23 protein-coding genes and 1 tRNA gene are annotated in these 23,478 nt (G+C 57.1%); 17 read left to right on the top strand and 7 right to left on the bottom strand.

The window, feature by feature from the left end:
* Positions 1–4: 4 nt before the first annotated feature.
* Genes moaB through moaA form a run of 4 tightly spaced genes read left to right on the top strand, consistent with a single transcriptional unit; the run spans position 5 to position 3,286 of the window.
* On the top strand, positions 5–583 hold the full coding sequence (gene moaB, locus AC13CY_RS02700) for a molybdenum cofactor biosynthesis protein B (RefSeq protein WP_062375258.1): 579 nt from the start codon (positions 5–7) through the stop codon (positions 581–583).
* Complete coding sequence (locus AC13CY_RS02695; protein WP_062362484.1) at positions 580–1,842, top strand: molybdopterin molybdotransferase MoeA; 1,263 nt, start codon at positions 580–582, stop codon at positions 1,840–1,842. Before moaB ends, AC13CY_RS02695 begins: the two co-directional genes overlap by 4 nt.
* 53 nt (positions 1,843–1,895) lie before the next feature.
* Entirely contained in the window at positions 1,896–2,300 is a 405-nt protein-coding gene (locus AC13CY_RS02690; RefSeq protein WP_062362481.1) for a putative zinc-binding protein, read from the top strand.
* A complete protein-coding gene (gene moaA / locus AC13CY_RS02685; protein WP_062375254.1) occupies positions 2,297–3,286 on the top strand; it encodes a GTP 3',8-cyclase MoaA in 990 nt (329 codons plus the stop codon). The genes AC13CY_RS02690 and moaA overlap by 4 nt, the downstream gene beginning before the upstream one ends.
* Positions 3,287–3,310: 24 nt before the next feature.
* On the opposite strand, the gene AC13CY_RS02680 is transcribed toward moaA, so the two are convergent.
* Positions 3,311–3,550 carry a hypothetical protein gene (locus tag AC13CY_RS02680; RefSeq protein ID WP_062375253.1) on the bottom strand — a complete coding sequence of 80 codons (240 nt, stop codon included), beginning with the start codon at positions 3,548–3,550 and terminating at the stop codon, positions 3,311–3,313.
* A 153-nt stretch (positions 3,551–3,703) separates the two neighbouring features.
* On the opposite strand from AC13CY_RS02680, the gene AC13CY_RS02675 reads away from it, so the two are divergent.
* Positions 3,704–3,928, top strand: coding sequence for a helix-turn-helix domain-containing protein (locus tag AC13CY_RS02675; RefSeq protein ID WP_062375251.1), 225 nt, complete (start codon positions 3,704–3,706; stop codon positions 3,926–3,928).
* A gap of 160 nt (positions 3,929–4,088) precedes the next feature.
* Here the strand turns inward: AC13CY_RS02675 and AC13CY_RS02670 are convergent.
* Positions 4,089–4,165: transfer RNA gene (locus AC13CY_RS02670), tRNA-Met, on the bottom strand.
* Between the two features lie 276 nt (positions 4,166–4,441).
* Here AC13CY_RS02670 and phbB point away from each other — a divergent pair.
* Positions 4,442–5,188, top strand: a complete 747-nt coding sequence (gene phbB / locus AC13CY_RS02665; RefSeq protein ID WP_062359496.1) for an acetoacetyl-CoA reductase — start codon at positions 4,442–4,444, stop codon at positions 5,186–5,188.
* A 105-nt stretch (positions 5,189–5,293) separates the two neighbouring features.
* Here phbB and AC13CY_RS02660 read toward each other — a convergent pair whose 3' ends face one another.
* Complete coding sequence (locus AC13CY_RS02660) at positions 5,294–8,101, bottom strand: DUF349 domain-containing protein (RefSeq protein WP_483052264.1); 2,808 nt, start codon at positions 8,099–8,101, stop codon at positions 5,294–5,296.
* A gap of 181 nt (positions 8,102–8,282) precedes the next feature.
* Between AC13CY_RS02660 and minC the strand changes: the two genes are divergently transcribed.
* The 4 genes from minC to sbcB all read left to right on the top strand — a co-directional run bounded on the left by minC (position 8,283) and on the right by sbcB (position 11,865).
* Positions 8,283–9,020 carry a septum site-determining protein MinC gene (gene minC, locus AC13CY_RS02655; RefSeq protein WP_054640813.1) on the top strand — a complete coding sequence of 246 codons (738 nt, stop codon included), beginning with the start codon at positions 8,283–8,285 and terminating at the stop codon, positions 9,018–9,020.
* Between the two features lie 156 nt (positions 9,021–9,176).
* Complete coding sequence (gene minD, locus AC13CY_RS02650) at positions 9,177–9,995, top strand: septum site-determining protein MinD (RefSeq protein WP_062359492.1); 819 nt, start codon at positions 9,177–9,179, stop codon at positions 9,993–9,995.
* Positions 9,992–10,243 (top strand): cell division topological specificity factor MinE, encoded by a 252-nt coding sequence (gene minE / locus AC13CY_RS02645; RefSeq protein ID WP_016915987.1) that lies wholly within the window; start codon positions 9,992–9,994, stop codon positions 10,241–10,243. Before minD ends, minE begins: the two co-directional genes overlap by 4 nt.
* 128 nt (positions 10,244–10,371) lie before the next feature.
* Positions 10,372–11,865 carry an exodeoxyribonuclease I gene (sbcB, locus tag AC13CY_RS02640; protein ID WP_483052263.1) on the top strand — a complete coding sequence of 498 codons (1,494 nt, stop codon included), beginning with the start codon at positions 10,372–10,374 and terminating at the stop codon, positions 11,863–11,865.
* Between the two features lie 13 nt (positions 11,866–11,878).
* Here the strand turns inward: sbcB and AC13CY_RS02635 are convergent, their stop codons facing one another.
* Positions 11,879–14,719, bottom strand: a complete 2,841-nt coding sequence (locus AC13CY_RS02635) for an insulinase family protein (protein WP_089674632.1) — start codon at positions 14,717–14,719, stop codon at positions 11,879–11,881.
* Positions 14,719–15,405, bottom strand: a complete 687-nt coding sequence (locus AC13CY_RS02630; RefSeq protein ID WP_044629627.1) for an SOS response-associated peptidase — start codon at positions 15,403–15,405, stop codon at positions 14,719–14,721. Before AC13CY_RS02630 ends, AC13CY_RS02635 begins: the two co-directional genes overlap by 1 nt.
* A 188-nt stretch (positions 15,406–15,593) precedes the next feature.
* On the opposite strand from AC13CY_RS02630, the gene AC13CY_RS02625 reads away from it, so the two are divergent.
* Positions 15,594–16,208 carry a TetR/AcrR family transcriptional regulator gene (locus AC13CY_RS02625; protein ID WP_044629626.1) on the top strand — a complete coding sequence of 205 codons (615 nt, stop codon included), beginning with the start codon at positions 15,594–15,596 and terminating at the stop codon, positions 16,206–16,208.
* On the top strand, positions 16,205–16,885 hold the full coding sequence (locus AC13CY_RS02620) for a 1-acyl-sn-glycerol-3-phosphate acyltransferase (RefSeq protein ID WP_089674635.1): 681 nt from the start codon (positions 16,205–16,207) through the stop codon (positions 16,883–16,885). The genes AC13CY_RS02625 and AC13CY_RS02620 overlap by 4 nt, the downstream gene beginning before the upstream one ends.
* On the opposite strand, the gene AC13CY_RS02615 is transcribed toward AC13CY_RS02620, so the two are convergent.
* Together AC13CY_RS02615 and AC13CY_RS02610 are read right to left on the bottom strand one after the other, a co-directional pair.
* Positions 16,882–18,156, bottom strand: coding sequence for an HlyC/CorC family transporter (locus AC13CY_RS02615; RefSeq protein WP_054644927.1), 1,275 nt, complete (start codon positions 18,154–18,156; stop codon positions 16,882–16,884). The genes AC13CY_RS02620 and AC13CY_RS02615 overlap by 4 nt on opposite strands.
* A 102-nt stretch (positions 18,157–18,258) precedes the next feature.
* A complete protein-coding gene (locus AC13CY_RS02610) occupies positions 18,259–19,056 on the bottom strand; it encodes a cytochrome C assembly family protein (protein ID WP_062374909.1) in 798 nt (265 codons plus the stop codon).
* A 272-nt stretch (positions 19,057–19,328) separates the two neighbouring features.
* Between AC13CY_RS02610 and ffh the strand changes: the two genes are divergently transcribed.
* The 5 genes from ffh to rplS all read left to right on the top strand — a co-directional run bounded on the left by ffh (position 19,329) and on the right by rplS (position 23,263).
* Complete coding sequence (gene ffh, locus AC13CY_RS02605) at positions 19,329–20,741, top strand: signal recognition particle protein (RefSeq protein ID WP_054640812.1); 1,413 nt, start codon at positions 19,329–19,331, stop codon at positions 20,739–20,741.
* Positions 20,742–21,035: 294 nt separating this feature from the next.
* Entirely contained in the window at positions 21,036–21,284 is a 249-nt protein-coding gene (gene rpsP, locus AC13CY_RS02600) for a 30S ribosomal protein S16 (RefSeq protein ID WP_009098555.1), read from the top strand.
* A 58-nt stretch (positions 21,285–21,342) separates the two neighbouring features.
* Positions 21,343–21,888, top strand: a complete 546-nt coding sequence (gene rimM, locus AC13CY_RS02595) for a ribosome maturation factor RimM (protein ID WP_062359481.1) — start codon at positions 21,343–21,345, stop codon at positions 21,886–21,888.
* Between the two features lie 89 nt (positions 21,889–21,977).
* On the top strand, positions 21,978–22,754 hold the full coding sequence (gene trmD / locus AC13CY_RS02590) for a tRNA (guanosine(37)-N1)-methyltransferase TrmD (protein ID WP_483052271.1): 777 nt from the start codon (positions 21,978–21,980) through the stop codon (positions 22,752–22,754).
* A gap of 152 nt (positions 22,755–22,906) precedes the next feature.
* Positions 22,907–23,263: a 50S ribosomal protein L19 gene (gene rplS / locus AC13CY_RS02585; RefSeq protein ID WP_054640811.1), complete on the top strand. Its 357-nt coding sequence runs from the start codon at positions 22,907–22,909 to the stop codon at positions 23,261–23,263.
* Positions 23,264–23,478: the final 215 nt, after the last annotated feature.

Raw genomic sequence — 23,478 nt, 5'->3', positions numbered from 1 at the left:
CTTGATGTCCCATGTTCCTGTAAATGCTCTTTTCACCCCGCTTGGCATCGCAGTACTAACGGTTTCCGATACGCGTGGCTTCGACGAGGATGGCAGCGGTGACCTGCTGGTTAAGCATCTGAACGAAAGCGGCCATATTCTGGTAGAGAGACGCATCGTACCTGATGATATCTACCAGGTTCGCGCCGTGGTCTCGGGATGGATTGCACGAACAGATATCCACGCGATCCTGGTTAATGGTGGCACCGGTTTTACTGCCCGGGATACCACTCCCGAGGCGTTGATACCGCTGTTCGACAAAGCGATTGAGGGGTATGGCGAGCTGTTCCGCCACTACTCCCTGAAGACCATTGGCACAGCGACGATCCAGTCTCGCGCCGTCGCGGGGGTGGCCAACCGAACGATGATATTCGCGATGCCCGGCTCGCCCAAAGCGTGTGCGTTGGCGTGGGACAGAATTATCGCTTTGCAGCTGGACGCCCGCACTCGGCCCTGCAACTTCGCCGCCATGGTCCTGCCTTCAGCGACCCTGTGTAACGGGCGTCACACAACGACCTCTGCCAATGATGGGGTGCGTTTATGAACTGTCACTGCGCAGAAATAGTCACGCCCGGCTTGTTAGATCTGTTTGATGCACGCCAACGGCTTATCGACGCCGCCACGCCCATTAATGCAGTAGAAAACATCACCCTAGAACAATCGGCGGGGCGAGTGCTGGCAGAAACGCTGGTCGCACCTCTCGATATGCCGGGTGTGGATAATAGCGCTATGGATGGTTACGCGCTGTGCCTGGCTGATTACCAAGCGGCACCTCCCGGCGCAGGCTTACCCATTCTTCAGCGCGTACCGGCGGGCGCAGGCGTCATGCTACTACCGAAAGGAGGCTGCGCGCGTATTTTTACCGGCGCGCCGGTGCCCGTGGGGGCAGATATTGTGGTGCCTCAAGAGCGGGTCACCCTTGATCAGCACGGGCATATACACCTTGAGGGTAACGTGGTGGTAGGCGCTAATATTCGCCGTCAAGGCGAGGAGACCCGCATGGGAACCCCGCTACTCGCCGCGGGTAAGTTTCTTGATGCCGCGTCGATTGCGTTGTTGGCAAGCCATGGAATCAATGCCGTGACCGTCAAACGGCGCCTGCGGGTGGCACTGCTCTCAACCGGAGATGAACTGATTGCCCCTGGCATGTCGCGGTCTCCGGGGCAGGTGTACGACAGCAATCGCGCCATGCTTAGCGTACTGCTAGCGCAAGCTCAGTGCGACGTGCTGGATTTGGGCGTCATCGCTGATTCGCCGGCGTCATTGCATCAGGCCTTTGAACACGCACAAACCGTTGCAGATGTGGTGATGTGCACTGGGGGCGTTTCGGTAGGCGAAGAGGATCATGTTCGTCCGGTGATCGAGCAGCGCGGTGGACTACATTTTCATGGTGTCGCGATGAAGCCAGGGAAGCCCTTTGCTTTCGGTTATCTAGGCGCGGAGTCTTCCTCTTCCACCCCGTTAATGGCGCTGCCGGGTAACCCCGTGGCGTCCCTTGTGGGCTGGCAACTGCTGGCGCTGCCGTTTATCCATGCCATGCAAGGTAGAAGTGTCGCTGCGTTGCAGAGTTATCCCGTTATGGCAGGCTTTTCTCAGCGCGGCCCCAGGGGGCGTTGTGAGCTGTTAAGGGTGGTGCTGGACTGGGCAAGAGAGTTGCCGGTGGCGCAGTTAGCGGGTGGACAGGGCTCGCATATGCTCAGCGCGGCTAGCCAAGCCGATGGCTATTTAATGATCAATCCCGAAACAGACGTAGCAGAAGGGAGCACCTACCACTACTACCCCATTAATCAGTTCGCCGCTTGAATTTTTATACTCACTGTGGCTGCTGATGCTGTTTTCTTTTTATAGGAGAGGGTATGTCTTCACATCACAAACCCCGCACACTGATTTATGCCTGCTCCGGCTGCTCTGATGTGGCGCAACTTGCCAATAGCGTTGCCCTGCGTCTTGACCATGCAGGAGAGGCAGAAATGTCCTGCATTGCCGGTGTGGGCGGTGGTGTGCCCGGTCTGGTGCGCATTGCCCGCTCCGGGCGCCCTATCGTAGCCATTGACGGGTGCCAGATGCACTGCGCCAGCCACTGTCTCGCCAAAGCGGATGTGATACCCACAGAGCACGTAAAGCTATATGAAAACGGCCTGCGCAAGCGACGGGGTCAGTTTTATGATGAGCAAACAATTACCGAGGTTACCGCAGAGGTAAAAGGACTCATTGCCCGGCTGCCCGTTAATGCCAGTACCCAAGAGGAGCCCGTAGAATGAGTGCACTAGTAGATGGGTTTGGCCGCACGGTGCGTTACCTGCGTATATCGGTGACTGATCGTTGTGATTTTCGCTGTGTGTACTGCATGGCTGAGGAAATGACCTTTCTGCCACGCGCCCAGCTGCTGACCCTTGAAGAGATAGCCGCGCTTTCGCAGGCGTTTGTCGAGCTGGGCGTAGAGAAAATCCGCCTAACCGGCGGGGAGCCGCTGGTACGCCAGGGCGTACTCACGCTAGTGCAAAAACTCGGTGCATTGGAAGGTCTGCGCGAGCTGGCGATGACCACCAACGGCTCAGGCTTGGTCAAGCATGCCGATGCTTTGCGGCAAGGCGGGCTACATCGGCTCAATATTAGCCTCGACTCGCTCAAGCCCGAACGCTTTAAAGCATTAACCCGAACGGGGGATCTTGATCAGGTGGTCGCGGGTATCCGTGCAGCGCGCCGCGCTGGCTTTCAGTCGATTAAGCTCAACGCCGTACTGCTCAAGGGGCGCAATGACGACGAAATTCTCGACTTGGTAAACTTTGCCCGGAATGAGCAAGCCGATATCAGCTTTATCGAGGAGATGCCGCTGGGCGCTATCAGCGAACATAATCGTGGTGAAACCTTTCTTTCCACTGATGCGGTACGCGAGACCATAGAAAACCATTATCAACTCCTGCCCACCACCGAGACTACCCTAGGGCCATCCCGTTATTACCGCATGGTAGACAGCCAGTCGCGCATTGGCTTCATCTCTCCCCATAGCCATAATTTCTGTGGTGCCTGTAATCGTGTTCGGGTGACGGCAGAAGGGCGACTACTCCTTTGCTTGGGCAATGAGCACTCGGTAGATTTACGCGCTGTAATGCGGCGTTATCCGGGTGATACCCAGCGGCTTAAAGCGAGCATTGTGGCGGCCATGAAGAAAAAACCTGAGCGTCATCACTTCACCACGGATGGTGAGGTTCAAATAGTGAGGTTTATGAATGCAACAGGTGGCTAGGTAGTTCAGTTCTTATAGGAAACCTTACCCATGGCTATAGCCTCCATTTGCCATCGGAATGGAAATAGTGCCATGAGCGGCTTTAAGTATTTCTTTTCCAACGGCTTCCCACAAGAACAAAATTTTCCGTCGTCCAAATGGCTTGATGTAGTGGGTGCCCTCGATAAGGACGCTGTCTTTTAGCTGCTGTCGGATAGTACGGCAGTCGTACTTGATGCGCTGGGCAAGCTCTTCGGTCGTGAGATAGGTATAAGATGATTCCATCGAAAACCTCCAAAAGGAGTGGTATTCTGCGTGACTAAAAGGCATCCCAAATATCAGAATGCGATCCTGGATGACATTTTAGACAGCAAAAAACCATTCGCAATCGTTTTTTGACATTCAGGATAGCAAAAAAAGCATTTTCAGGAGGTTTTGATGGTTCGTTGTCATCTCGCGCGCTTGATGGGTGAGCACAAAATGAAGATTGTGGATGTTGCGCGTGAAACAGGGCTTAACCGCAATACTGTTACGCTTCTTTATAAAGAAACTGCTCAGCGAATCGAGCTGGATGCACTGGATAAGCTATGCAAGCTTTTCAATTGTGAGGTGGGCGATCTGCTAGAAATTCAAAAAAATCATGAGGAAATTAGAGATGATTAATACTGCCAGCCGTTGACTGAAGGTCGTAAGAATAAATTACTGACGCAAGCAACGGAGCGAATGTGTCACATATACGTCACAGATGTGTCACAGGAAGTTTGCAGACAAACAAAAACAAAAAAGGCAGATCAGTAAGTAACTGATCTGCCTTTCAAAATATTGGTAGCGGGGACCGGATTTGAACCGATGACCTTCGGGTTATGAGCCCGACGAGCTACCAGACTGCTCCACCCCGCATCAACGTGTGGCGTATTCTACGCATTTTTGACGCTAAGTCAACCCCTCATATAAATCGCTTTCTTGCTGGCAGTCATCTTCATCGTGCTGCAACATTGAGGGAGTAAAGCTATGCTTTCAATCAGCATAACAAAAAGCTTACTGTCGGTGTGTCGCCCAATAGAACAAGCGGCGTGCTGTGAGTGAAAGAAGCGCGAATGCGCTTATTCAGAGTGGCTTGCGACGCCATAACAGTGATTAAAGTCCAAGCCATTTGTCTTATCAGGGAGGTAGTCAATGGCCAATCAAGCCCCCGTCGCCTGGGTAACTGGTGGAACTGGTGGAATCGGAACGGCAATTTGTCGTTCGTTGGCAGATGCGGGTTATCTGGTGGTGGCGGGGTACCATAATCCCGACAAAGCCAAAATCTGGCTGGAAACCCAGCAAGCCGACGGCTATAACAATATCGCATTATCGGGTGTTGATTTGTCCGACCATAACGCCTGTCTCGAAGGTGCCCGCGAAATCCATGAAAAACATGGGCCGATCAGCGTGCTGGTCAACTGCGCAGGCATTACCCGCGATGGCACCATGAAAAAGATGTCCTATGAGCAGTGGTATCAAGTGATTGATACTAACCTTAATAGCGTCTTCAATACTTGCCGTAGCGTCATTGAGGGAATGCTGGAGAATGGCTATGGGCGCATTATTAACATCTCATCCATCAACGGTCGTAAAGGCCAGTTTGGTCAGGTGAACTACGCAGCGGCCAAAGCGGGAATGCACGGGTTAACCATGTCGTTGGCGCAGGAAACGGCCACGAAGGGTATTACCGTGAATACCGTCTCCCCCGGCTATATCGCCACCGACATGATTATGAAAATTCCGGAGCAGGTTCGTGAAGCGATTCGTGAGACGATTCCGGTAAAACGCTACGGCACCCCAGAAGAGATTGGTCGTTTGGTGACGTTCCTGGCCGACAAAGAGTCCGGCTTTATCACAGGTGCCAACATTGATATTAACGGCGGCCAGTTTATGGGCTAAGCCCTACCATTAAGCACCAGCGATCTTTTCACAAGAAAGAAAGCAAAAAACGGGGGGCGATGCGCCTCCCGTTTGCTTTGTGTGCTAGCGCTATGTGTAAGCGAGTTATGGCTGGGGCGGGCGGGCCAAACGGCTCAGTAGGTTATCCAGCTCATTGACTTCTTGCAGCCATAAGTTGTGGGGCATTGGCCCTAGCGCCAACAGCGCCACCAGTACCTCGTCCAGCTCATCCGCTTTACTGCGCTCAGTATGAATGCCGCTGTTTAAGCGCTCAACTTGAATGGCGAGTCGCAGTGGTTCATCACGCTGTTTGACGCTGCCTAAGGCGAGCAATGAAAGATGGACTCTTAGGCGTGCCAACTGCTCTTCTAACGCACTCTGTTGCTCACTTGAAAGTGGCAGTGGGGTAGAGAGGCGAGCGTGATTGCGCTGCTGGTGTGCTTCGTTGAAGGCCTCTGTTAGCTCAATGGATATCTCGCTGGTAGCCTCCACGGCCTGTGCGCCCTCACCATTGAGCGCTTGCTGGTCAGCATGTAAGTGCGCATTCACTAGCGGTAGTAACGCATGCCACTGCTGCACCTGGCCAACAATTTCTAGGCGGCTTAAACGCTCTCGTTTGGCTCGCACAATGCCACTGAGGCGGCGCTGCATCCCTTCGCTACGGCGATTGCGGGGCATAGGCTCTAGCTGGCTGATACTGGCAAGGTAGGTATCTAGCCGCTCCGATTCATCTGCCTGGGTAGGTTGCCAGCCATCCATTTCATCAATAATGGCCTGCAGTTGGTCAAGCGTTTGCTGCTGGCGGTTGGCTTGTTCGTGCTTATGCGCGTCGCGCTGAGCAAACAGCTGGTCGCAGGCGCTGCGGAAGGTCTTCCATAGTGCTTGCTCCTCCCCTTTGGGCGCGCGGCCTAACGAGCGCCATTGCTGCTGTAGCTGCTTGGTGCGCGTAATGCGCGTTGCCAGTGGCTGTTCACTATCGTTTTGCAGTGCTTGCACTTGCTCAATCAGCTCACGCTTTTGTGCGGCGATCTGCTCAGCACGCTGGTCAATGAGCGCCTGCAGGCGGTGACGGATTGCCCCAAAACGGCGGCCAATGGCCTCGGAGCGCTCCCGGGGCACCGGAGAGTAGTGACGCCATTGGTGGCGCGCTTTATCACGAATCTCCCGCAGCATATCGGGGTCGGCATCTTCAGCGGGTTGAGCAAGCAGCGTTTCCAGCTGCTCGCACAGCGCTTCGCGGCCGTGCAGGTTGGCCTCTCGTTCCTGGTCAAGCTGTGCACGCCAGGGCGCTAGGCGCTCATGGATCCGGCCAGAGGCCGCCCGAAAGCGGGCCGATTGCTCTCTGTTGGCCGCCGCATCGCCGAGTGCTTTCCACTCTTTCACCAGTTGGCGGTGGTGCCGGTCAAGCGCAGACTCCGCCATATGCGGATCGTCTGCCAATGCCTCAATGCTGGCGCAGAGCTGCTCACGTTTAGGGCCTGCTACAAAGCCGCGCCAGTCGCGCAGTTCGGCAAGCCGCGCACCCAGGTGCTTTAAGCGGCTTTTTAGCGGTTTGGCATCGCCGCTTGTCAGCGCTTCAATGGCGGGCTTTAAACGCTGATGTAAACGGCTGGCACTTTTAAATGCTCCGCGCTCTAACAGGTGTTCAAAGTTATCCAACTCAGCGCTAAGCGCATTAAGGGAGAGGCCTGGCTGCTGGGGCGGAGCATGTTGTGTGGCAAGCTGCTTTTGCGCCTGAGCGAGCAACGATGGGGCCGTCAGCGTCGCTGGCCAGCGGCACTGGGCGACGTGCTCTGCTAGCCCGTCGTGATCGCTGTTGGCCAAGGCTTGCTCTACTGCAAGGCTCACTGTTTGCCAACGCTGCCAGGCTTCCATGCTCTGCTCATACTGCTTGAGCGCTTGGCTGTAGCGCTGCTGGGTGGCCTCATTCGGCGGGTGAAGGTCCGAGAGCGACTGCCAGCGCTGGCCCAAGAGCTGGCGCTGAGCGCGTAGGCTGTCAATGTCCTGAGCGGTCAGCTCGTTGGCGTGGGTAAGCCCCTCTAGCGTCTCTTCTAGCCCTTCTAGCAGCTGATCGCGGGTGTTTTCTGCTTCAGCGCGGCGGGCAAGGCTTTGCTGGTGGGCCTGCTCTTGAGTTTCATGGTCGTGGAGCGTTTTGCGGCAGCTCAGCACCGCTTGATGAAAGCGCTGCTCCTGGCTAACGCTGGGCGGATGACTGAGGTGTTGCCACTCTCTTTCTAAATGGCGGAAGCGGCCACCGTAAAGCGGTTCCCAGGGGGCGCGGGCATGCTGCTCTAACTGGGTGAGCAGGTGCTCCCGTTGGGCCTGCTGTTCTGCAAGCCATTCAGCATCGTTACGCAGCTGGGTGAGCTTCTCTTTAGCGAAGCGAACCACCTGGCGGTCACGGCGCGCCTCTTTAAGCAGCCTCTTTAGGTTCTCTTCGTCGTTGACCCGCTCTGCTGCTTGATGACGTACCGCCGCGACGCTGTTATGGCACGCCTGCTGCACCCAGTCTTCTTCACTCGTCAGCTGCTTTAGTGCGGTGAGACGTAGCCCCAGGTTATCGCCCTGCATGGCAATCGTATTCAGCAGTCGTTGATCGGTCAGGCTCTCCACGTGAGCTTGGCGTTGCTGCAAGTCTACATGGCCCTCAGCCCCGGTGAGCCGCTGGCAAACGGCGTTGAACCATGCTTCGTCCTGGCTGTGCTGCTCATAGGCGACAAGCAGGCCATTGAGATCGTCAAGCGCGAGCAGCGCCGCTAACTGAATAGTGCTGTCGCTATCGTTGGCGAGAGTGTGTAGGGCCTCCCGCTGCTCTGTTTGCTGAGGGTCAAGCTGATGGAGTGCCTTGCGGCGCACCTCGGGATCGGGGTGTTGCCACCGAGGAGCGAACAGGCGTCGTAACAGTCCGTGCATGGATCATCCTGCTAAGAGGTGCGTAACGTGAAAAAAATAAGACATCGATGAGCAGGCGGTTGCAGTCCTCGTCGCTGTCGCTTAGCTTTGTCGTAGCGCTGTGGGTTTTCCAGCGATTCACAACGCAAAGCGCGAGATTGCGCTACCCTTATCTTACCTGAACATGACATGGAGTTCGGCCATGAGCCTCAACGCCAACAGCGCCGACGTAGCCTTTACCTTCAAGGGCGGCATGCTGCCGATGACCGTCATGGAGTTAACGAGCGCTGACCCGGAGCGTATCCGGCGGCAGCTTGCTGGCAAACTGTCGCAATCTCCCGCTTTCTTTCAGCATACACCCGTTGTGCTTAGCGTGGAAAAACTCGATGAGCCCCACCTTGCGTTAGAGCGGATTTGCGCCGTATGCCGCGACCACAAGCTGTTACCCGTGGCCGTACGTGGTGGTGCTGAGCCGATTCGCCAATCGGCATGGGCGCTGGGGCTTGGCTGGTTCGCGCCAGTTGAAGAGGGGCGCGCACGAGCGTTGGAAACTGTCGCTCCGTTGAACGAGCCAGAAGATGATGACATTAAACCCGCTACTGCCGTTTCCGTAACCACTCGGCTTTACCGGGGGACAGTGCGTTCCGGCCAGCAGGTCAGCGCTGCAGGTAGTGACCTGATTGTAATCGGTGCGGTTAATGCCGGTGCTGAAGTGCTCGCCGCTGGCAGTATTCATGTTTATGGTGCCCTGCGCGGGCGCGCGCTGGCGGGTATTCATGGCAATACCCAGGCGGGCATTTACTGCCGCGAACTGGAAGCAGAGCTTTTATCTGTAGCGGGTAACTATAAGCGGCTGGAAGATATCGACTCGCAGCTTTTAGGGCGCGCTGCAGAAGTCCATTTCATAAAAGAGCAGCTGGAAATTAAGCCGTTGGGGTAAGCCGCTTGGCTGAGAGGCGGTTAATGCTTCATGCCTAGCGACGCCACGGCCGCTATCCGTTACAGTGTGCTGTTTTGATGACATTGATGTTCCCGTTATGCGCGTAGCGCAACGTAATCGTGCTCGCAATGAACGACTTCAAGAAGGAAGTGACTCTTGGCCAAAATTATTGTTGTGACCTCAGGTAAAGGGGGGGTCGGTAAAACCACTAGCGCCGCAGCGATTTCGACGGGGCTTGCGCTACGTGGCAAAAAGACGGTCGTCATTGATTTCGACGTAGGCCTGCGCAACCTAGATTTGATTATGGGCTGCGAACGCCGGGTGGTGTACGACCTCGTCAATGTGATTCAAGGAGAGGCCGGGCTAAACCAGGCGCTGATCCGTGATAAACGTGTCGAAAATCTGTTTATTCTCCCCGCCTCGCAAACCCGGGATAAAGACGCCTTAACCCAAGAGGGCGTCGAGAAAGTTCTTGAACAGCTTAAAGGTGATTTTGACTATATTTTATGCGATTCGCCCGCGGGGATTGAGCGTGGCGCGCAGCTGGCTATGTACTACGCCGACGAGGCGATTGTCGTGACTAACCCGGAAGTCTCTTCCGTGCGTGACTCTGATCGTATTCTGGGGCTGCTAGGCTCGAAAACCCAGCGTGCTGAGCAGAGCTTAGATCCGGTGAAAGAGCACCTGCTGATTACCCGCTATAACCCAGCCCGCGTGACGTCAGGCGATATGCTGACCCTGGACGATATCCGTGAGATTCTGGCAATTGATCTGCTCGGCCTGATCCCCGAATCAGAAGCGGTGTTGCGTGCGTCTAACCAGGGTGTTCCGGTCACTCACGATGCTTCAAGTGACGCGGGCCAAGCCTACACTGATACCGTTTCGCGCCTGCTAGGTGAGGAGATGCCGCTGCGCTTCCATGAAATGCAGCGTAAAAGTCTACTGAGCAGGATGTTTGGGGGTAGTCGTCGATGAAACTGTTGGAGTTCTTGAAGCGTGAGCGCAAGAAATCCGCCTCGGTGGCCAAAGAACGATTACAAATCATCGTGGCGCATCAGCGTAGCCAACGTGGTCAGCCTGACTACATGCCGCTGCTTGAGCGCGAACTGCTCGAAGTGATCCGTCGTTATGTGCATGTGGATGACGACGCCATTCAAATTTCGCTGGATAGCGAAGATAACTGTTCGGTGCTTGAGCTTAACGTCACGCTGCCTAAAAGCTAAACGTTAAGGAGCGCTTAGAGGGGCGGCGGGAAGCGTCGCGGGTGTGCTAGGCTTGGGCTTTTGTTCCCATCCAGCGAATGATGCCTCGGCGCATGGGTGGGCTGTCACGCTCAAGGGAGTTTGCATCCATGGCGCCACCGAATGCCGCCCCTGCCAGTTTTCTCTGGCACGATTATGAGACCTTTGGTGCCGATCCGCGTCGCGATCGGCCCGCTCAGTTTGCTGCATTACGCACCGATGCCGACCTCAACGAAATCGGCGACCCTATCGAGCTGTACTGTAAGCCCGCCGATGATTATTTGCCGCACCCCTCCGCTTGCCTGATTACCGGCATCACGCCTCAAAAAGCGCAGCGTCGTGGGCTTCCCGAAGCCGAGTTCGCCCGTCAGGTGCAGAGCGCCATGAGCGAGCCCGGCACCTGCGTGGCAGGCTACAACAGCCTGCGTTTTGATGATGAAGTCTCCCGCCATCTGTTTTATCGCAACCTGCTTGATCCCTATGCCCGCGAGTGGCAAAACGGCAACTCCCGATGGGATTTAATCGACGTGGTGCGGGCGTTCTATGCGCTGCGCCCAGAGGGTATTGAGTGGCCGCTGCGGGAAGATGGCGCTCCCAGCTTTAAACTGGAGCACCTCACCGCTGCGAATGGCATTGCCCATGAGGGCGCCCACGACGCGGTGTCAGATGTGCGCGCCACCATCGCGCTGGCGCGGCTGTTGAAAGCGCGTAACCCTAAACTGTTCGATTACCTGCTTGGCCTGCGCGGCAAGCGCGCGGTGGCCAAGCAGCTGGACCTGCCCAGTGCCAAGCCGCTGCTGCATATTTCCCGCCGCTATCCTGCCAGCCGAGGCTGCAGCGCGCTGGTGATGCCGCTGGCGGAGCACCCCACGAACCCCAACGGGGTGATCGTTTACGATTTAAGCGTCGACCCCGGCGATTTACTGGCGCTCAGCGCCGAGCAGATTCGTGAGCGGGTGTTCGTCAGCCAGCAGGATCTCTCTGAAGGGGAGGCGCGCATTCCTCTCAAAGTCATTCATATCAACCGCTGCCCGGTGATTTTCCCAGCCACGGTGCTGAAAGATGTTGAGGGCGAGCAGAAGGGCGAGTACGGCGCGATTGTGGCGCGCTTGGGTATTGATATCGCCGCCTGCCGGGGGCACTGGAAAACCCTGCGTGAGGCTAGCGGTGTGGGGCAAAAAGTGACTGAGGTATTCAGCGGCGGCTACGAAGAGTCGCCTCAAGACCCTGACTTAATGCTCTACTCCGGCAGCTTTTTCTCTGCCGCTGACCGTCAGCAGATGGAGCGAGTGCTGGCCATGGACCCTTGGGATTTGGTAGGCCAGCGCTTTGCCTTTCAAGACCCACGCCTGGAAGAGATGCTGTTTCGCTTTCGCGCCCGCAGCTACCCTGACACCTTAGAGGGCGAGGAGCGAGAGCAGTGGGAGGCGTTTCGCTGGATGCGCATGAACGACCCCGCGCTATCGGGTTTTACGCTTAAAGCATTTGCCCGGGAAATCGAGCGTTATAATCAGCAAACGCTAACAGACCGAGAGCGCCAGATACTCGAAGAGTTGGTGATGTTTGTTGAGGCCATGATGCCAGCCCAGGCATTTGATGCCTGAGCTGGCGGTGGGGTTAGCGCGCGTCGAACGGCGTGCGCGCTTCACGGTAGGTCGCGATGTCGCTGGGCGAGTCGCCGGGATTGAAGCGAATATCCAGCTGGCGTGATAGAAGTTCTGGCCATAGCGATTGGAGCTCCTCAACGCTTACGTCCAAAGCAAGGGCTGCTAACTGCTCGCGGCGGTCAAAGCGCACCTCATCGAGCGCGGTGGCCTGCCAATAGCGGTTGGTCATGCTTGGCAGGCTAGTGTCCCGTTGGTTCAGGCGGTCGTGAACCGCTTGACGGTGGGCAGCCAGTTCGCCATTGCTTAGTGTGTTAAGACGCGCTTCTGCGGCTTCCATAAAAGCATCCATGCGCTCGGCAATGGTGCTGCTATCCACATCCGGCGACTGTACGATCAGACTAATGCCCGGGGCTTCCAGCATCGGTGAATAGCCCGCATTGACGATATAACCTAGTTGCTCTTCAGTGCGTAACTGCTGGTAGAACGGCGTGTCTAGCCACTGGGCTAGCACGCTCAAGCGCGCCTGCTCCTCAACGCTGGTATCGCGCCCCTGCAGATAGCGTAGCACCAGCGACTCTTCGCGAGTGCTGTGAGGATGCAGTATTTCCGACTCACTACTGACTTCTAGCGGTGTCAGCGGAGGAATGTCGTCGCGTGTCAAACGTGGCGTAAGCGCACCGCGAATCAGGTTAGCCTGTTCCTGCGCCTGCTCGGCGTTCAGGTTGCCCACCGCCATGGCGTCGATGTACAAATCATCCAAGAAGCGCCGACGGAAATTCTCCAAATGGCGCTTCTCTAGCCGCTGGCTCGCTTCCAGTAGTTCAGCAGTGGACCACTGCGGCGTCAGTAGTGCTTCACCTAGTGCGCGGCTTGCCTGGCCGGTGAGCGATGCTTGAGGGGCGTTGCGCCACTCCCGCTGTAACTGATAGCGCACCCGCTCAAACGCACCGGTAGAGATATCCGCCTGCTGAAGCTGTTCAAGGGCTTGCTCGATCAGCGGAGTTTGGCCATCGCGCCAGCCGGAAAACGACAGCGTCATACCGCGCGCGTGGGCGTAAGCACTAAATGACTGCCCAGCGATCCAAGCGGGGTAGAGCGACTCATTAAGGCTGTCGTTCAGCCAGCCTGCCAGCAAGCGCGTGAGTACCGCTTCTTCCGCCGAGTAGCTGGCGCTGGGGTGCTGCAAGCTCACCCGCCACTCGACGCTGGGCGTATTAAAACGGCTGTCCTGCATGTGCCAAGCGGTAAACGTAGGCGTCTCAATCAAGGCAGTAGGCTGCTCATCCTGGCCCCCCTGAAGGGTGAGGTCGCTGGCAATAAAGGGGTTAGGTTCTGGCAAGGCTAAGCCGCTCAGCGCCTGACCGATGGCGGTCGGCGGCTGCTCTTTCCACTGGGTGTTAAACCACGGCGATATGGTGTCGCTTTCGACATCCGGGGCAGAGTAAAAACGTAGCATGTTGTCCTGAGTCAGCGCGTCCAAGTAACGCTGCTGGCGCTCACTGTCCATGCCGTCCATCCGGTACGCGGCGTACTGCACGTCCTCGACCGGGTAGCGGGAGAGGCTCATGGCTAGGCGGGTGGCCTCTTGCTGAGGAGCGCCGTGCTGCTGAAAGCGAAACGCCTGCTCGCTCAGGCTTTTTTGCTCGTCATAGCGCCATTCGGCCAGCCCGTCGGCGCGAATCTGCTCGATCGCGGCAAACAGCGTGGCTTCGATGTCGTCAAGGCGTTCGGCACCTGCGGGCGTCAGGCTAATGGAGACGGTAAATAGTGCTTCATTGCCATCACCGCGGCCCACACCCGCTGAGAGCCCGTCGGCCAAGCCTGCCTCGCGCAGCACGGCCAGTAGGCTGCCGTCGCCCTCATCGCCCAGTAAATGCGCGATGAGCTGAGTTGGCTTGGTGCGATACTCGTCGGTAGGGTCGGGAATCGGGAAATAGAAACGCAGTTGGCGACGATCCTGCAGCGATTGTCGCTCTACGTAGCGCGGCAGCGTGTCGGGGTCGATCAGCGGTGCATCAATGGTGGGGGCGCTCAAATCATGATCGGGAATATCGGCAAACCGCTCCACCACTAGGGCTTCCAGCTCGTCCAGCGGTTGGGGGGCTACCACCGCCAAGTTCATCACGTTGGCATCGTAGTAGCGGTGGTAGAAGTCGATCACTCGCTCGCGCAGCGTTGCCTCGCCTTCTGGGTCGGCTAGCGTGTCTCGGCTGCCCACCGCAAACCCTGTAGTGGGATTGTCAGGGTTGAGTAACTGGTTTAGCACATCGTTCTCGCGGCGTGATTCATCGCGAATACGCGCCATGTACTCGGAGTGAACGATATTGCGCTCGCTCTCCAAGTGGTCAGCATTAAACAGCGGAGAGAGGAAAAACTCGCTAAAGCGGTCTAGTGCGCCGGGCAGTGCTGAAGGCTCAATATCGAAAAAGTAGTTGGTGTCCTGCTGGGCCGTGAAGGCGTTATGAGAGCCTGCGTTGTCGGAAATATATTGCTGGTAGGCATCCGATTGCGGGTAGGGTTCGGTGCCCAAGAACAGCATATGTTCCAAAAAGTGCGCCAGCCCCTGCAGGTCGTCTGGGTCCTGGGCGCTGCCGACCCGCACGTTCATGGAGGCGGCGGCTTTATCAGCCTCCGGGTCGCTCACTAATAGCGCCTGCAGGCCGTTTTCGAGCGTTAAAACGCGGTAGTCGCGGTCATCAAACGGGCTCACCTTGGGGATGGTCACATCTGCCACCGGGCTCTCTTCCGCCCATGCGCTGGGGGCGGCTATCCAGAGCAGGCTGATGGTCAGGCCGAGAACGGCACGCCGCGCCTTGAGGCGGGGCGGAATAGCGTAAGTAGGTCGTAACATTACGGCTCCTGTGACACGGTCCAGCGCAGCATCGGCCCTGTGGGGTGTGCGCAAGAGGGTGACTGGTAGGCAGGGTTATTAACATGCTTTGATACCGGAAAAGCGCCCAACAGTTCCAGCGGTGCCGGTATCAATAGTGGTGTTAGCGACGATAAATCAGTGCTGGGGTCTAACCATTGTGTCAGCGCTTCCGGTGGAATGATCACCGGTAGACGGTCGGTGAGCGACGATAAGCAAGCGTTGGCGGGCACACTGATCAGCGCCGTTGAGTCGGCAAACGTAGTTAACGTGGTGTGATAACGGCACCATAGCGCGCCTAGCAGCAGCGGCGCGCGATTCACCTGGGTGACCAGAAACGGCTGTTTGCTGCGGGCCTGGGGCTTCCAGACGTAAAAGCCGCTGACCGGAATTACGCAGCGCCGGGCGCTAAAGGCCTCGTGAAACATGGCCCGCTTGCTCAGTGTTTCCGCCCGCGCGCAGTGGGGGGCGTGGTCGAGCACTTTGAGCCACGGCGGCGTCAGCCCCCAAAACAGTGGCGTGTGTGTTAAGCGCCCCTGCTCAAGGCGGAAGGCCGACACAGGTTGACGCGGGGCTAGATTGGGCGACTCAATGAGTGGCTCGGTGCTCTTCAGGTCTGGCGCAAGGCGGGCGAGCGATAGGCGCTGTACGTGTAGGCGTCCCGTCATGCCGATCTCCTTAATGCGCGATGCCTGCGGCGCTGGTACAAAATGGCGAGGGGGAGTAGCAATACGTTAAATGTCGCGTTTTAGTGTCGAAAACAGTGTTCGATGTAAGGTATCCTATCGTATACCTTGCTCACGCTAAAGCGCGATGAGGCTTCTTCCCTGTTTGCCGTTGACCTGAAGAGATCGCCATGGCCCGTCCTAGACAGCATGCGCCCGATGCCCTCCATGCGCAGGTCATGCACGCTTGTGATGAGTGGTTGGCTAAGCAGCCAGTCCATGGTTTATCACTACGTGCCCTGGCCAGAGAGGTGGGCTGTGCGCCCAGTACGCTGCTAAAACTATACGGCAGCTTTAATAATTTATTGCAGCATGTCAACGTCGAAACCCTCGCGCGTTTGCAGCATACCATTACCAGCCTGGCCGAAGACGACCCCGAGCCGTGGTTGCGCGCCTTAGCGGATGCCTATTGGCGGTTTGCGGAGCAAGACTGCTACCGCTGGCAGCTGCTGTTTGACTACCCGCTCGCCCAGGAAGGGGAGTTGGGCCAGCGCCAGAGCGACCTGATTGAAGCCCTGTTTACCCAGGTGGAGACATCGTTAAAGCAGTATCAACCTGCGCTGGATGACCTGGAAGCACGCTGCCTTGGCCGTACCTTGTGGGGCAGCGTTCACGGCTTGGTGCAGCTTGGCTTGAACGAGCGGCTAGGCTACTGGCAAGGGCAGCAACTCAAAGTCGATGAACTATTGGATCAACTCATGAGCACCGTGCTGGCCGGGTTGCGACACCGGGAGGCGGTGACGTGACATGGGGAATCAAAACCACCCGCTGCTTGCTGCGCCGCGTGATCTACGTGGCCATGCGCGTTTGCTACCGGCTGTCGGTGCATGGCCAAGGGCACGTACCCAAACGGGGCGCTGCGTTGGTCGTCTGTAACCACGTTAGCTTTATGGACGCGTTGGTGCTGGGCGGTGGAAGCCCTAGGTCGCTACGGTTTGTGATGGATCAGCCCATCTTCGAATCCCGCTGGCTGAAGTGGTGGTTTCAACTGGTCGGAGCGATTCCGGTCGAATCGGAACGCCATAGCCCGGGAGCGCTGCGGCGCACCCTGGATGAAGTGAGCAAGGCGCTGCGTGAGGGCGATGTCGTGATGGTGTTTCCGGAAGGGCGCTTAACCCCAGATGGCGACATTCATACCTTTCGCCGTGGGCTCGAAACCATTCTCGCCCGAGACAACGTGCCAGTAATTCCGGCAGGCTTGGCGGGGCTCTGGGGGTCGTGGACCTCCCACTACGGCGGCAAAGCACTAAAGAAGTGGCCTTCGCGGTTTAGAGCGCCAGTGAGCCTGCACTTTGGTCCGCCCATTTTAGTGCATGAAGTCGAGGGTGTGGCGTTAAGGCGCTTCTTGGAGCAGCGGGTTAGGGCATTGAAGGCCGCGGGCGATAGCGAGATCGCCCGTTGCCAGTCGCGACAGCAGGATTAGCGGCGGGGCAAGCGCAGCTTTTGCCAGCAGCGCGCTGAGGTGATCAGGTTATCGCGAATTTCCAGAATCTCCATCCGCGTGTTGCCGATCTGCAGGCAGGCTGGGCCTTCTGGGAAAGCTTCTAAGTGCTCAAGAATTAACCCGTTTAACGTCTTTGGGCCGTCGGTCGGCAGTTGCCACCCCAGCATCTTATTGATCTCACGAATGTTAGCCGTGCCTTCAATGACATGGCTACCATCATCCTGCTGGTGAATCTCGTCATCTTCGGAAACGTCGGTGGTGAACTCGCCGACGATCTCTTCGAGAATATCCTCAAGTGTCACCAGCCCCTCTACATCGCCGTACTCATCCACCACGATGCCGATCCGCCGCTTCTGCTTTTGAAAATTCAGCAGCTGGGTATGCAGCGGTGTGGATTCGGGAATGAAGTAGGGCTCGCGTGCCTCTTGAACAATCGCCGCTTTAGTGACTTCGCTGCGGGATAAAAAGCGCGCCGCGTTGCGCAGGTGCAGCATGCCAATAATGTTGTTGATATCGCCCTTATAGACCGGCAGGCGTGTGTGCTGGCTGGTGCGGATCTGGGTCAGAATATCTTCCAGCGAGTCGTCCAGGTCGATGCCCAATACTTCATGGCGGGGCACCATGATGTCGTTCACCGTCACGTTCTCAAGATCCAGAATCGACAGCAGCATGGCGCGGTGGCGATAGGGAATCAGCGTACCCGCTTCATGTACCACGGTGCGCAGCTCATCACGGGTCAGGCTATCGCCGCCGTTATCCACGCTTTTCACGCCAATCAGCCTTAGCAGACCGTTCGACATCACATTGACCAGCCATACCAAGGGGTAGAGTAGCTTTAGCAGCGGCTCCAGGGCGTAGGAGGTGGGGTAAGCAATGCGCTCAGGCTTGATGGCCGCGTAGGTTTTGGGTGTAACTTCCGCGAAAATCAGAATAGTGATGGTGAGCAACGCGGTGGAAATAGCCGGGCCGGACACATCGCCAAAAAAGTGGATGGCAATAATCGTGGCAATGGAGGCTGCCAAGTTATTGACGAAGTTATTGCCAATCAGAATAACGCCAATGAGTCGATCAGGGCGGGTGAGCAAGCGCATCACGCGCTTGGCGCTACGGTCGCCGCTGTTGGCTTGGTGGCTAAGTCGATAGCGGTTGATCGACATCATGCCCGTTTCAGAACTAGAGAAGAAGGCAGACAGCAGGATGAGTAAGGCTAGCAGGCCGAACAGTAACCCCAGAGGGAAGTCGTCGCTCAAGTCGAAAGTTCCTTTATGGCGTATTAAGCTCGATTTTTAGAAGCATGGCAGTGGCGTGTCAAGCGCGCGTTTACTAACGCGATCACCACTAAGCCCGCAGGCTTAGCGGTTAAGCAGAATTTCCAGCACGAATTTACTACCAAAGTAGGCCAGCAGCAGAAGGGCACAGCCACCGAGGGTCCAGCGCACGGCACGCATGCCGCGCCAGCCAAAACGGTAGCGGCCCACCAGTAGCGTGGTGAAAATGATCCAGGCGCCCAGTGAGAGAACAGTTTTATGAACCAAGTGCTGAGCAAACAGGTTATCGAGGAAGATTAAGCCGCTGATAATTGAGAGTGTCAGCAGCACAATGCCTGCCCAGACCAGTTCAAACAGCACCCGCTCCATGGTGGTCAGCGGTGGCAGCGACTGAACGATTCCGCGAATATGGTGGTGACGCAGCGCCTGGTTTTGCAATCCCACCAGCACCGCTTGCACGGCGGCAATGGCGAGCACGGCAAACGCCAGAGCAGAGCTCACGGCATGCAGCAAAATACCCGGTGTTAAGCCGCTATGGCTGCCCTGGCTAGGCAGCCAAGTGGCCACAATCAGGGCAATGCCAGCAAGTGGAAACAGCGCGATGCCCGCATTAAGCACTGGCTTGAATAGGCTGGCCACCAGCACCACATTCACCGCCACCGCCATCAATAACGTGGCACTGGTGGTAAAGCCGGGCAGCAGCCCCGGTGATTCCCCCACCAACTGCACGACCACGGGAATATGCAACAGTAGGCCCAGCGCGCCTAGCAGACGTACCATGCCCTGGCGGGGAGGCACCCGGCGAAACAGCGTCATGCCCTGCCAAATGGCAGCGGCGACATAGAGTATAAAAGCGATCGTGGCGAACGGGAGCGCCTGCATGATGCTATCCATGCGCCTTGCAGCGCGTTGTTGAGAAGAATAGGGTCAGAACAGCGCCTGTATCCGAGTGGCAATACCTCCCAGTCAGGACGCCTCAATGTATTTTCCGGTCATCTAGATCGGCCCGCCTACTATAACCAATCAAGGCGGCGTCGCACAGCCATCGAGCGCCAACGCTGACGCCCATGGAGACTCAGGCCGCGAGCGCGTATAATCTCGGCCACATTCGTCCGGTGAATACGCCCGGCGACAGCGACGGAGGCAGAGGCCCCATGTTTCAGAATCTGAGCGAGCGTCTTTCCCAGACGCTGAAGTCGATCAAAGGCCAAGCACGGCTAACCGACGACAATATCAAAGATACCCTACGTGAAGTACGCAAAGCGCTGCTTGAGGCAGACGTAGCGCTACCGGTAGTTAAAGCCTTTATTGAGCGGGTGCGCGAGCGTGCGGTCGGCCAAGAGGTGTCGAAAAGCCTCTCGCCGGGCCAGCAGTTCGTCAAAATCGTCCAGCAAGAGCTGGAAGCGATTATGGGCGAGGCCAATGAAGGCCTTGGCCTAAAAGGCTCTCCCGCTGTCGTGCTGATGGCCGGTTTGCAGGGGGCGGGTAAAACCACCTCCGTCGCCAAGCTGGCCCGCTACCTGCGCGAGCGCGAAAAGAAAAAAGTGCTGGTGGTCTCGGCAGACGTCTACCGTCCGGCGGCCATCGACCAGCTTGAAACCCTGGCGAAAGAGGTTCAGGTCGACTTCTTCCCCTCCCGCTCTGATCAGAAGCCGGTCGACATCGCCAACGCGGCCATCAAGCACGCTAAAATTCAGTTCCACGACGTAGTGCTAGTCGATACTGCAGGCCGCCTTGCCATCGATGAAGCGATGATGGCGGAAATTCAGGCACTGCATAAGGCGGTTTCTCCCCAAGAAACGCTGTTTGTTGTCGATGCCATGACTGGCCAGGATGCGGTAAATACCGCCAAGGCGTTCAATGAAGCGCTGCCCTTGACCGGTGTGATCCTGACCAAGGCTGATGGTGATGCAAGGGGTGGTGCTGCACTGTCTGTCCGTCATGTCACGGGTAAGCCGATCAAGTTTATGGGGGTTGGTGAAAAGGTCGATGCGCTAGAGCCTTTCCACCCCGACCGGGTCGCGTCTCGAATTCTTGGTATGGGCGACATGCTGTCGCTGATCGAAGAAGCCGAGCGCACGGTGGATAAAGACAAGGCCGCCAAGCTTGCCAGTAAGGTGAAGAAGGGCGATGGCTTTGATCTTGAGGACTTCCGTGACCAGCTTCAGCAGCTCAAGAAAATGGGCGGCATGGGCGGCCTGCTCGGCAAACTGCCGGGCATGGGCCAAATGGCCGAACTGGCGCAAGGCCCCGGCCCTGAGAAGGAGCTAGGCAAGCTAGAAGCGCTGATCAACTCCATGACGCCCAAAGAGCGCCGCAAGCCCGACATCATTAACGGTTCGCGCAAACGCCGCATAGCAGCGGGGGCGGGCCTGCAGGTGCCTGACTTGAACCGCCTGCTAAAGCAGCACAAGCAGATGCAGAAGATGATGAAGAAAGCGGGCAAGAAAGGTGGCATGCAGAAAATGATGCGCGGTATGTCGGGCATGATGGGTGGCGGCGGCGGCCCGGGTGGCCCCGGTGGTATGGGCGGCATGGGTGGTCCTGGCGGCTTACCCTGGCGCTAAATGGTACCTGTCGTCGCGTTCTGATGCGCTTGGTAAGGTTGACGGCCTGTGAGTTTTCTGGCTGTCAGGCTTTCCAAGCCGAGCGCATTTGCGTAGAATGCGGCCTCTTCATGCGTGGGTGTTGGCAAAATGTGCGTTAGCACGGCCCCAATACTTGCCAATGAAGGTCCTGATGGTGTGTCGCCTTGGCTTATATAAGCAGGTGGTGCGCCAAGAAAACAGTATGACGAGTGTTCTGATAGCGGTTTGCGCTATGCCCCACTCTCGTAACCTCAACCGAAGGATAGTTATCGTATGGTTACCATTCGTTTGGCACGTGGTGGCGCCAAAAAGCGTCCCTTTTATCACCTGACTGTTACCGATTCTCGCAACGCCCGTGATGGCCGTTTCATCGAGCGTATCGGCTTCTTCAATCCGGTTGCCCGTGGTCAAGAAGAGCGTCTGCGTGTTGATCTGGATCGCGTTACTCACTGGCAGAGCCAAGGCGCCCAGCTGTCTGGTCGTGTTGCTGAGCTGGTTAAAGAAGCGCGCAAGCAGGCCTAAGCCTGTTGCCCGTCGCAAGTCATAGCAATAGATGCTGTTGTAGCTGGAGTGGTCGTCAATGACGCGTTTTAACACTAGCCATACTGACGACACACATGTGGTGCTTGGTAAGCTAACTAGCCCTCACGGGATTAAAGGTTGGCTGAAGGTGTACTCCTATACCAACCCCATGGACAGCATTCTAGAGTACCCTGAGTGGTGGGTGCGCCAAGGGGAAACCCTCACGCGTATGACCGTGGTTCAGGGGAGTCGGCAAGGTAAAGGGTTGGTGGTGCAGTTAAAAGGTGTGGATGACCGAACGGCAGCCGAAGCGCTGGCGCAAGCGGATATCCTGATGCCGAAAGAGTCACTGCCCGAGCTTTCCGACGATGAGTATTACTGGCATGAGCTTGAGGGCCTTACTGTCTTCACTCAGTCAGGCGAGCGGTTAGGGCAGGTCAGCTACCTGTTTGAAACCGGCGCGAACGATGTCATGGTGGTACGCGGTGATAACGACGCAATCGATAAGCGCGAGCGGCTGTTACCCTTCCTGCCCGATGATGTGATCGTTGAGATCAGCCTGGAAGACGGCCGTATGGTGGTTGACTGGGACCCTGAGTTTTGATGAGCCAAGACGCTTTGAACGAACTTACGGCGACGGATGCAACGGTGGCAGCAGAGGAGTCTGCAGGCAGCCAAACAGACGCACCAGCGATGTGGATTGGTGTGGTATCGCTGTTTCCTGAGATGTTCGATGCGATTACCCAGCAGGGCGTGATCGGTCGGGCGGTAGAGAAACAGCGCATTGCCCTAGAGTTTTGGAATCCGCGGGATTATGCCACCGACCGCCACCGCAGCGTGGACGATCGCCCCTATGGCGGCGGCCCCGGTATGCTAATGAAGGTAGACACCCTCCGGGCGGCTATCTTTGATGCTCGCCAACGTGCCGAGCAGGCAACCGGTCTCACGCCGACGGTGATCTACCTATCGCCCCAAGGGCGCCGGTTAGATCAGCAGGGCGTTCAAGTGCTCGCCTCGGCAGGCCCTCTTGTAGTGGTTGCCGGGCGCTATGAAGGCATTGATGAGCGCGTGGTGGAGAGTGACATCGATGAAGAGTGGTCGATTGGCGACTATGTGCTGAGCGGCGGCGAGTTGCCCGCGATGGTGCTGATCGACGCAGCGGCAAGGCTGGTACCCGGCGTGCTGGGCCACCAGGATTCCGCTATCGAAGACTCGTTTAATGACGGCTTGTTAGACTGCCCGCACTATACCCGTCCTGAAGTCATCGACGGGCGCCGAGTGCCTGAGGTGCTGCTAAGCGGAAATCATGCAGCCATCAAGCGCTGGCGGTTAAAGCAGTCGCTGGGGCGTACCTGGCAGCGTCGTCCTGATCTGTTAGCAGGGCGAACCCTTAACGCCGAGCAGCAAGTGCTGCTAGACGAGTTTATCGAGGAACACGCTCTGTCCGCTACGTTGGGTAAAGCGGAGTAGGCAGAGCGGCGGTGCAGGACGGATACAGTAGTAAGCTTACGTACCTGCGTCACCCATAACGACTCCCGCGTAGCTCGCTTCGAGCGCCGGGATCACGGTTTGCCCCTTCCACGACTGCGTGGCAAGCCATTACGTTATTTAGGAGTATGAAGATGAGCAGCAAGAACAAGGTGATCCAGGCGATCGAAGCCGAGCAAATGAGCAAAGAGATTCCTGCTTTTGCACCGGGCGACACCATCGTCGTTCAGGTTAAAGTAAAAGAAGGTACTCGTGAGCGTCTGCAGGCGTTTGAAGGTGTGGTCATCGGTAAGCGTAACCGCGGCCTGAACTCCGCTTTCACCGTACGCAAAATCTCCCACGGTGTTGGCGTTGAGCGTACCTTCCAGACCTACAGCCCGCTGGTTGACTCTATCGAAGTCAAGCGTCGTGGTGACGTTCGTCAAGCCAAACTGTACTACCTGCGTGAGCGCAGCGGTAAGTCGGCGCGTATCAAGGAAAAACTGGCTTAATCGCCACTTTTTTCACGGGCGCACGGCGCTCGGATACGGAAAACCCCGTCACCGCTTTGCGGGGCGGGGTTTTTGTTGTGCGCCAGGCATGGCGCGCAGCGCCTTGACTGGCGCTATTCCTGAGGGTGGTGCCTCACAGGATGACTTGGGGGTGAAAGTCCCCTACGGACCCTGATAGCGGGAACCGTTAGCTGAACAGCAAGGGTGTCTGCCGC

Source organism: Vreelandella sp. L-15 (assembly GCF_056857635.1).
The sequence above is the reverse complement of the archived record's forward strand: the minus strand, read 5'-3'. Positions and strand labels throughout refer to the sequence as shown.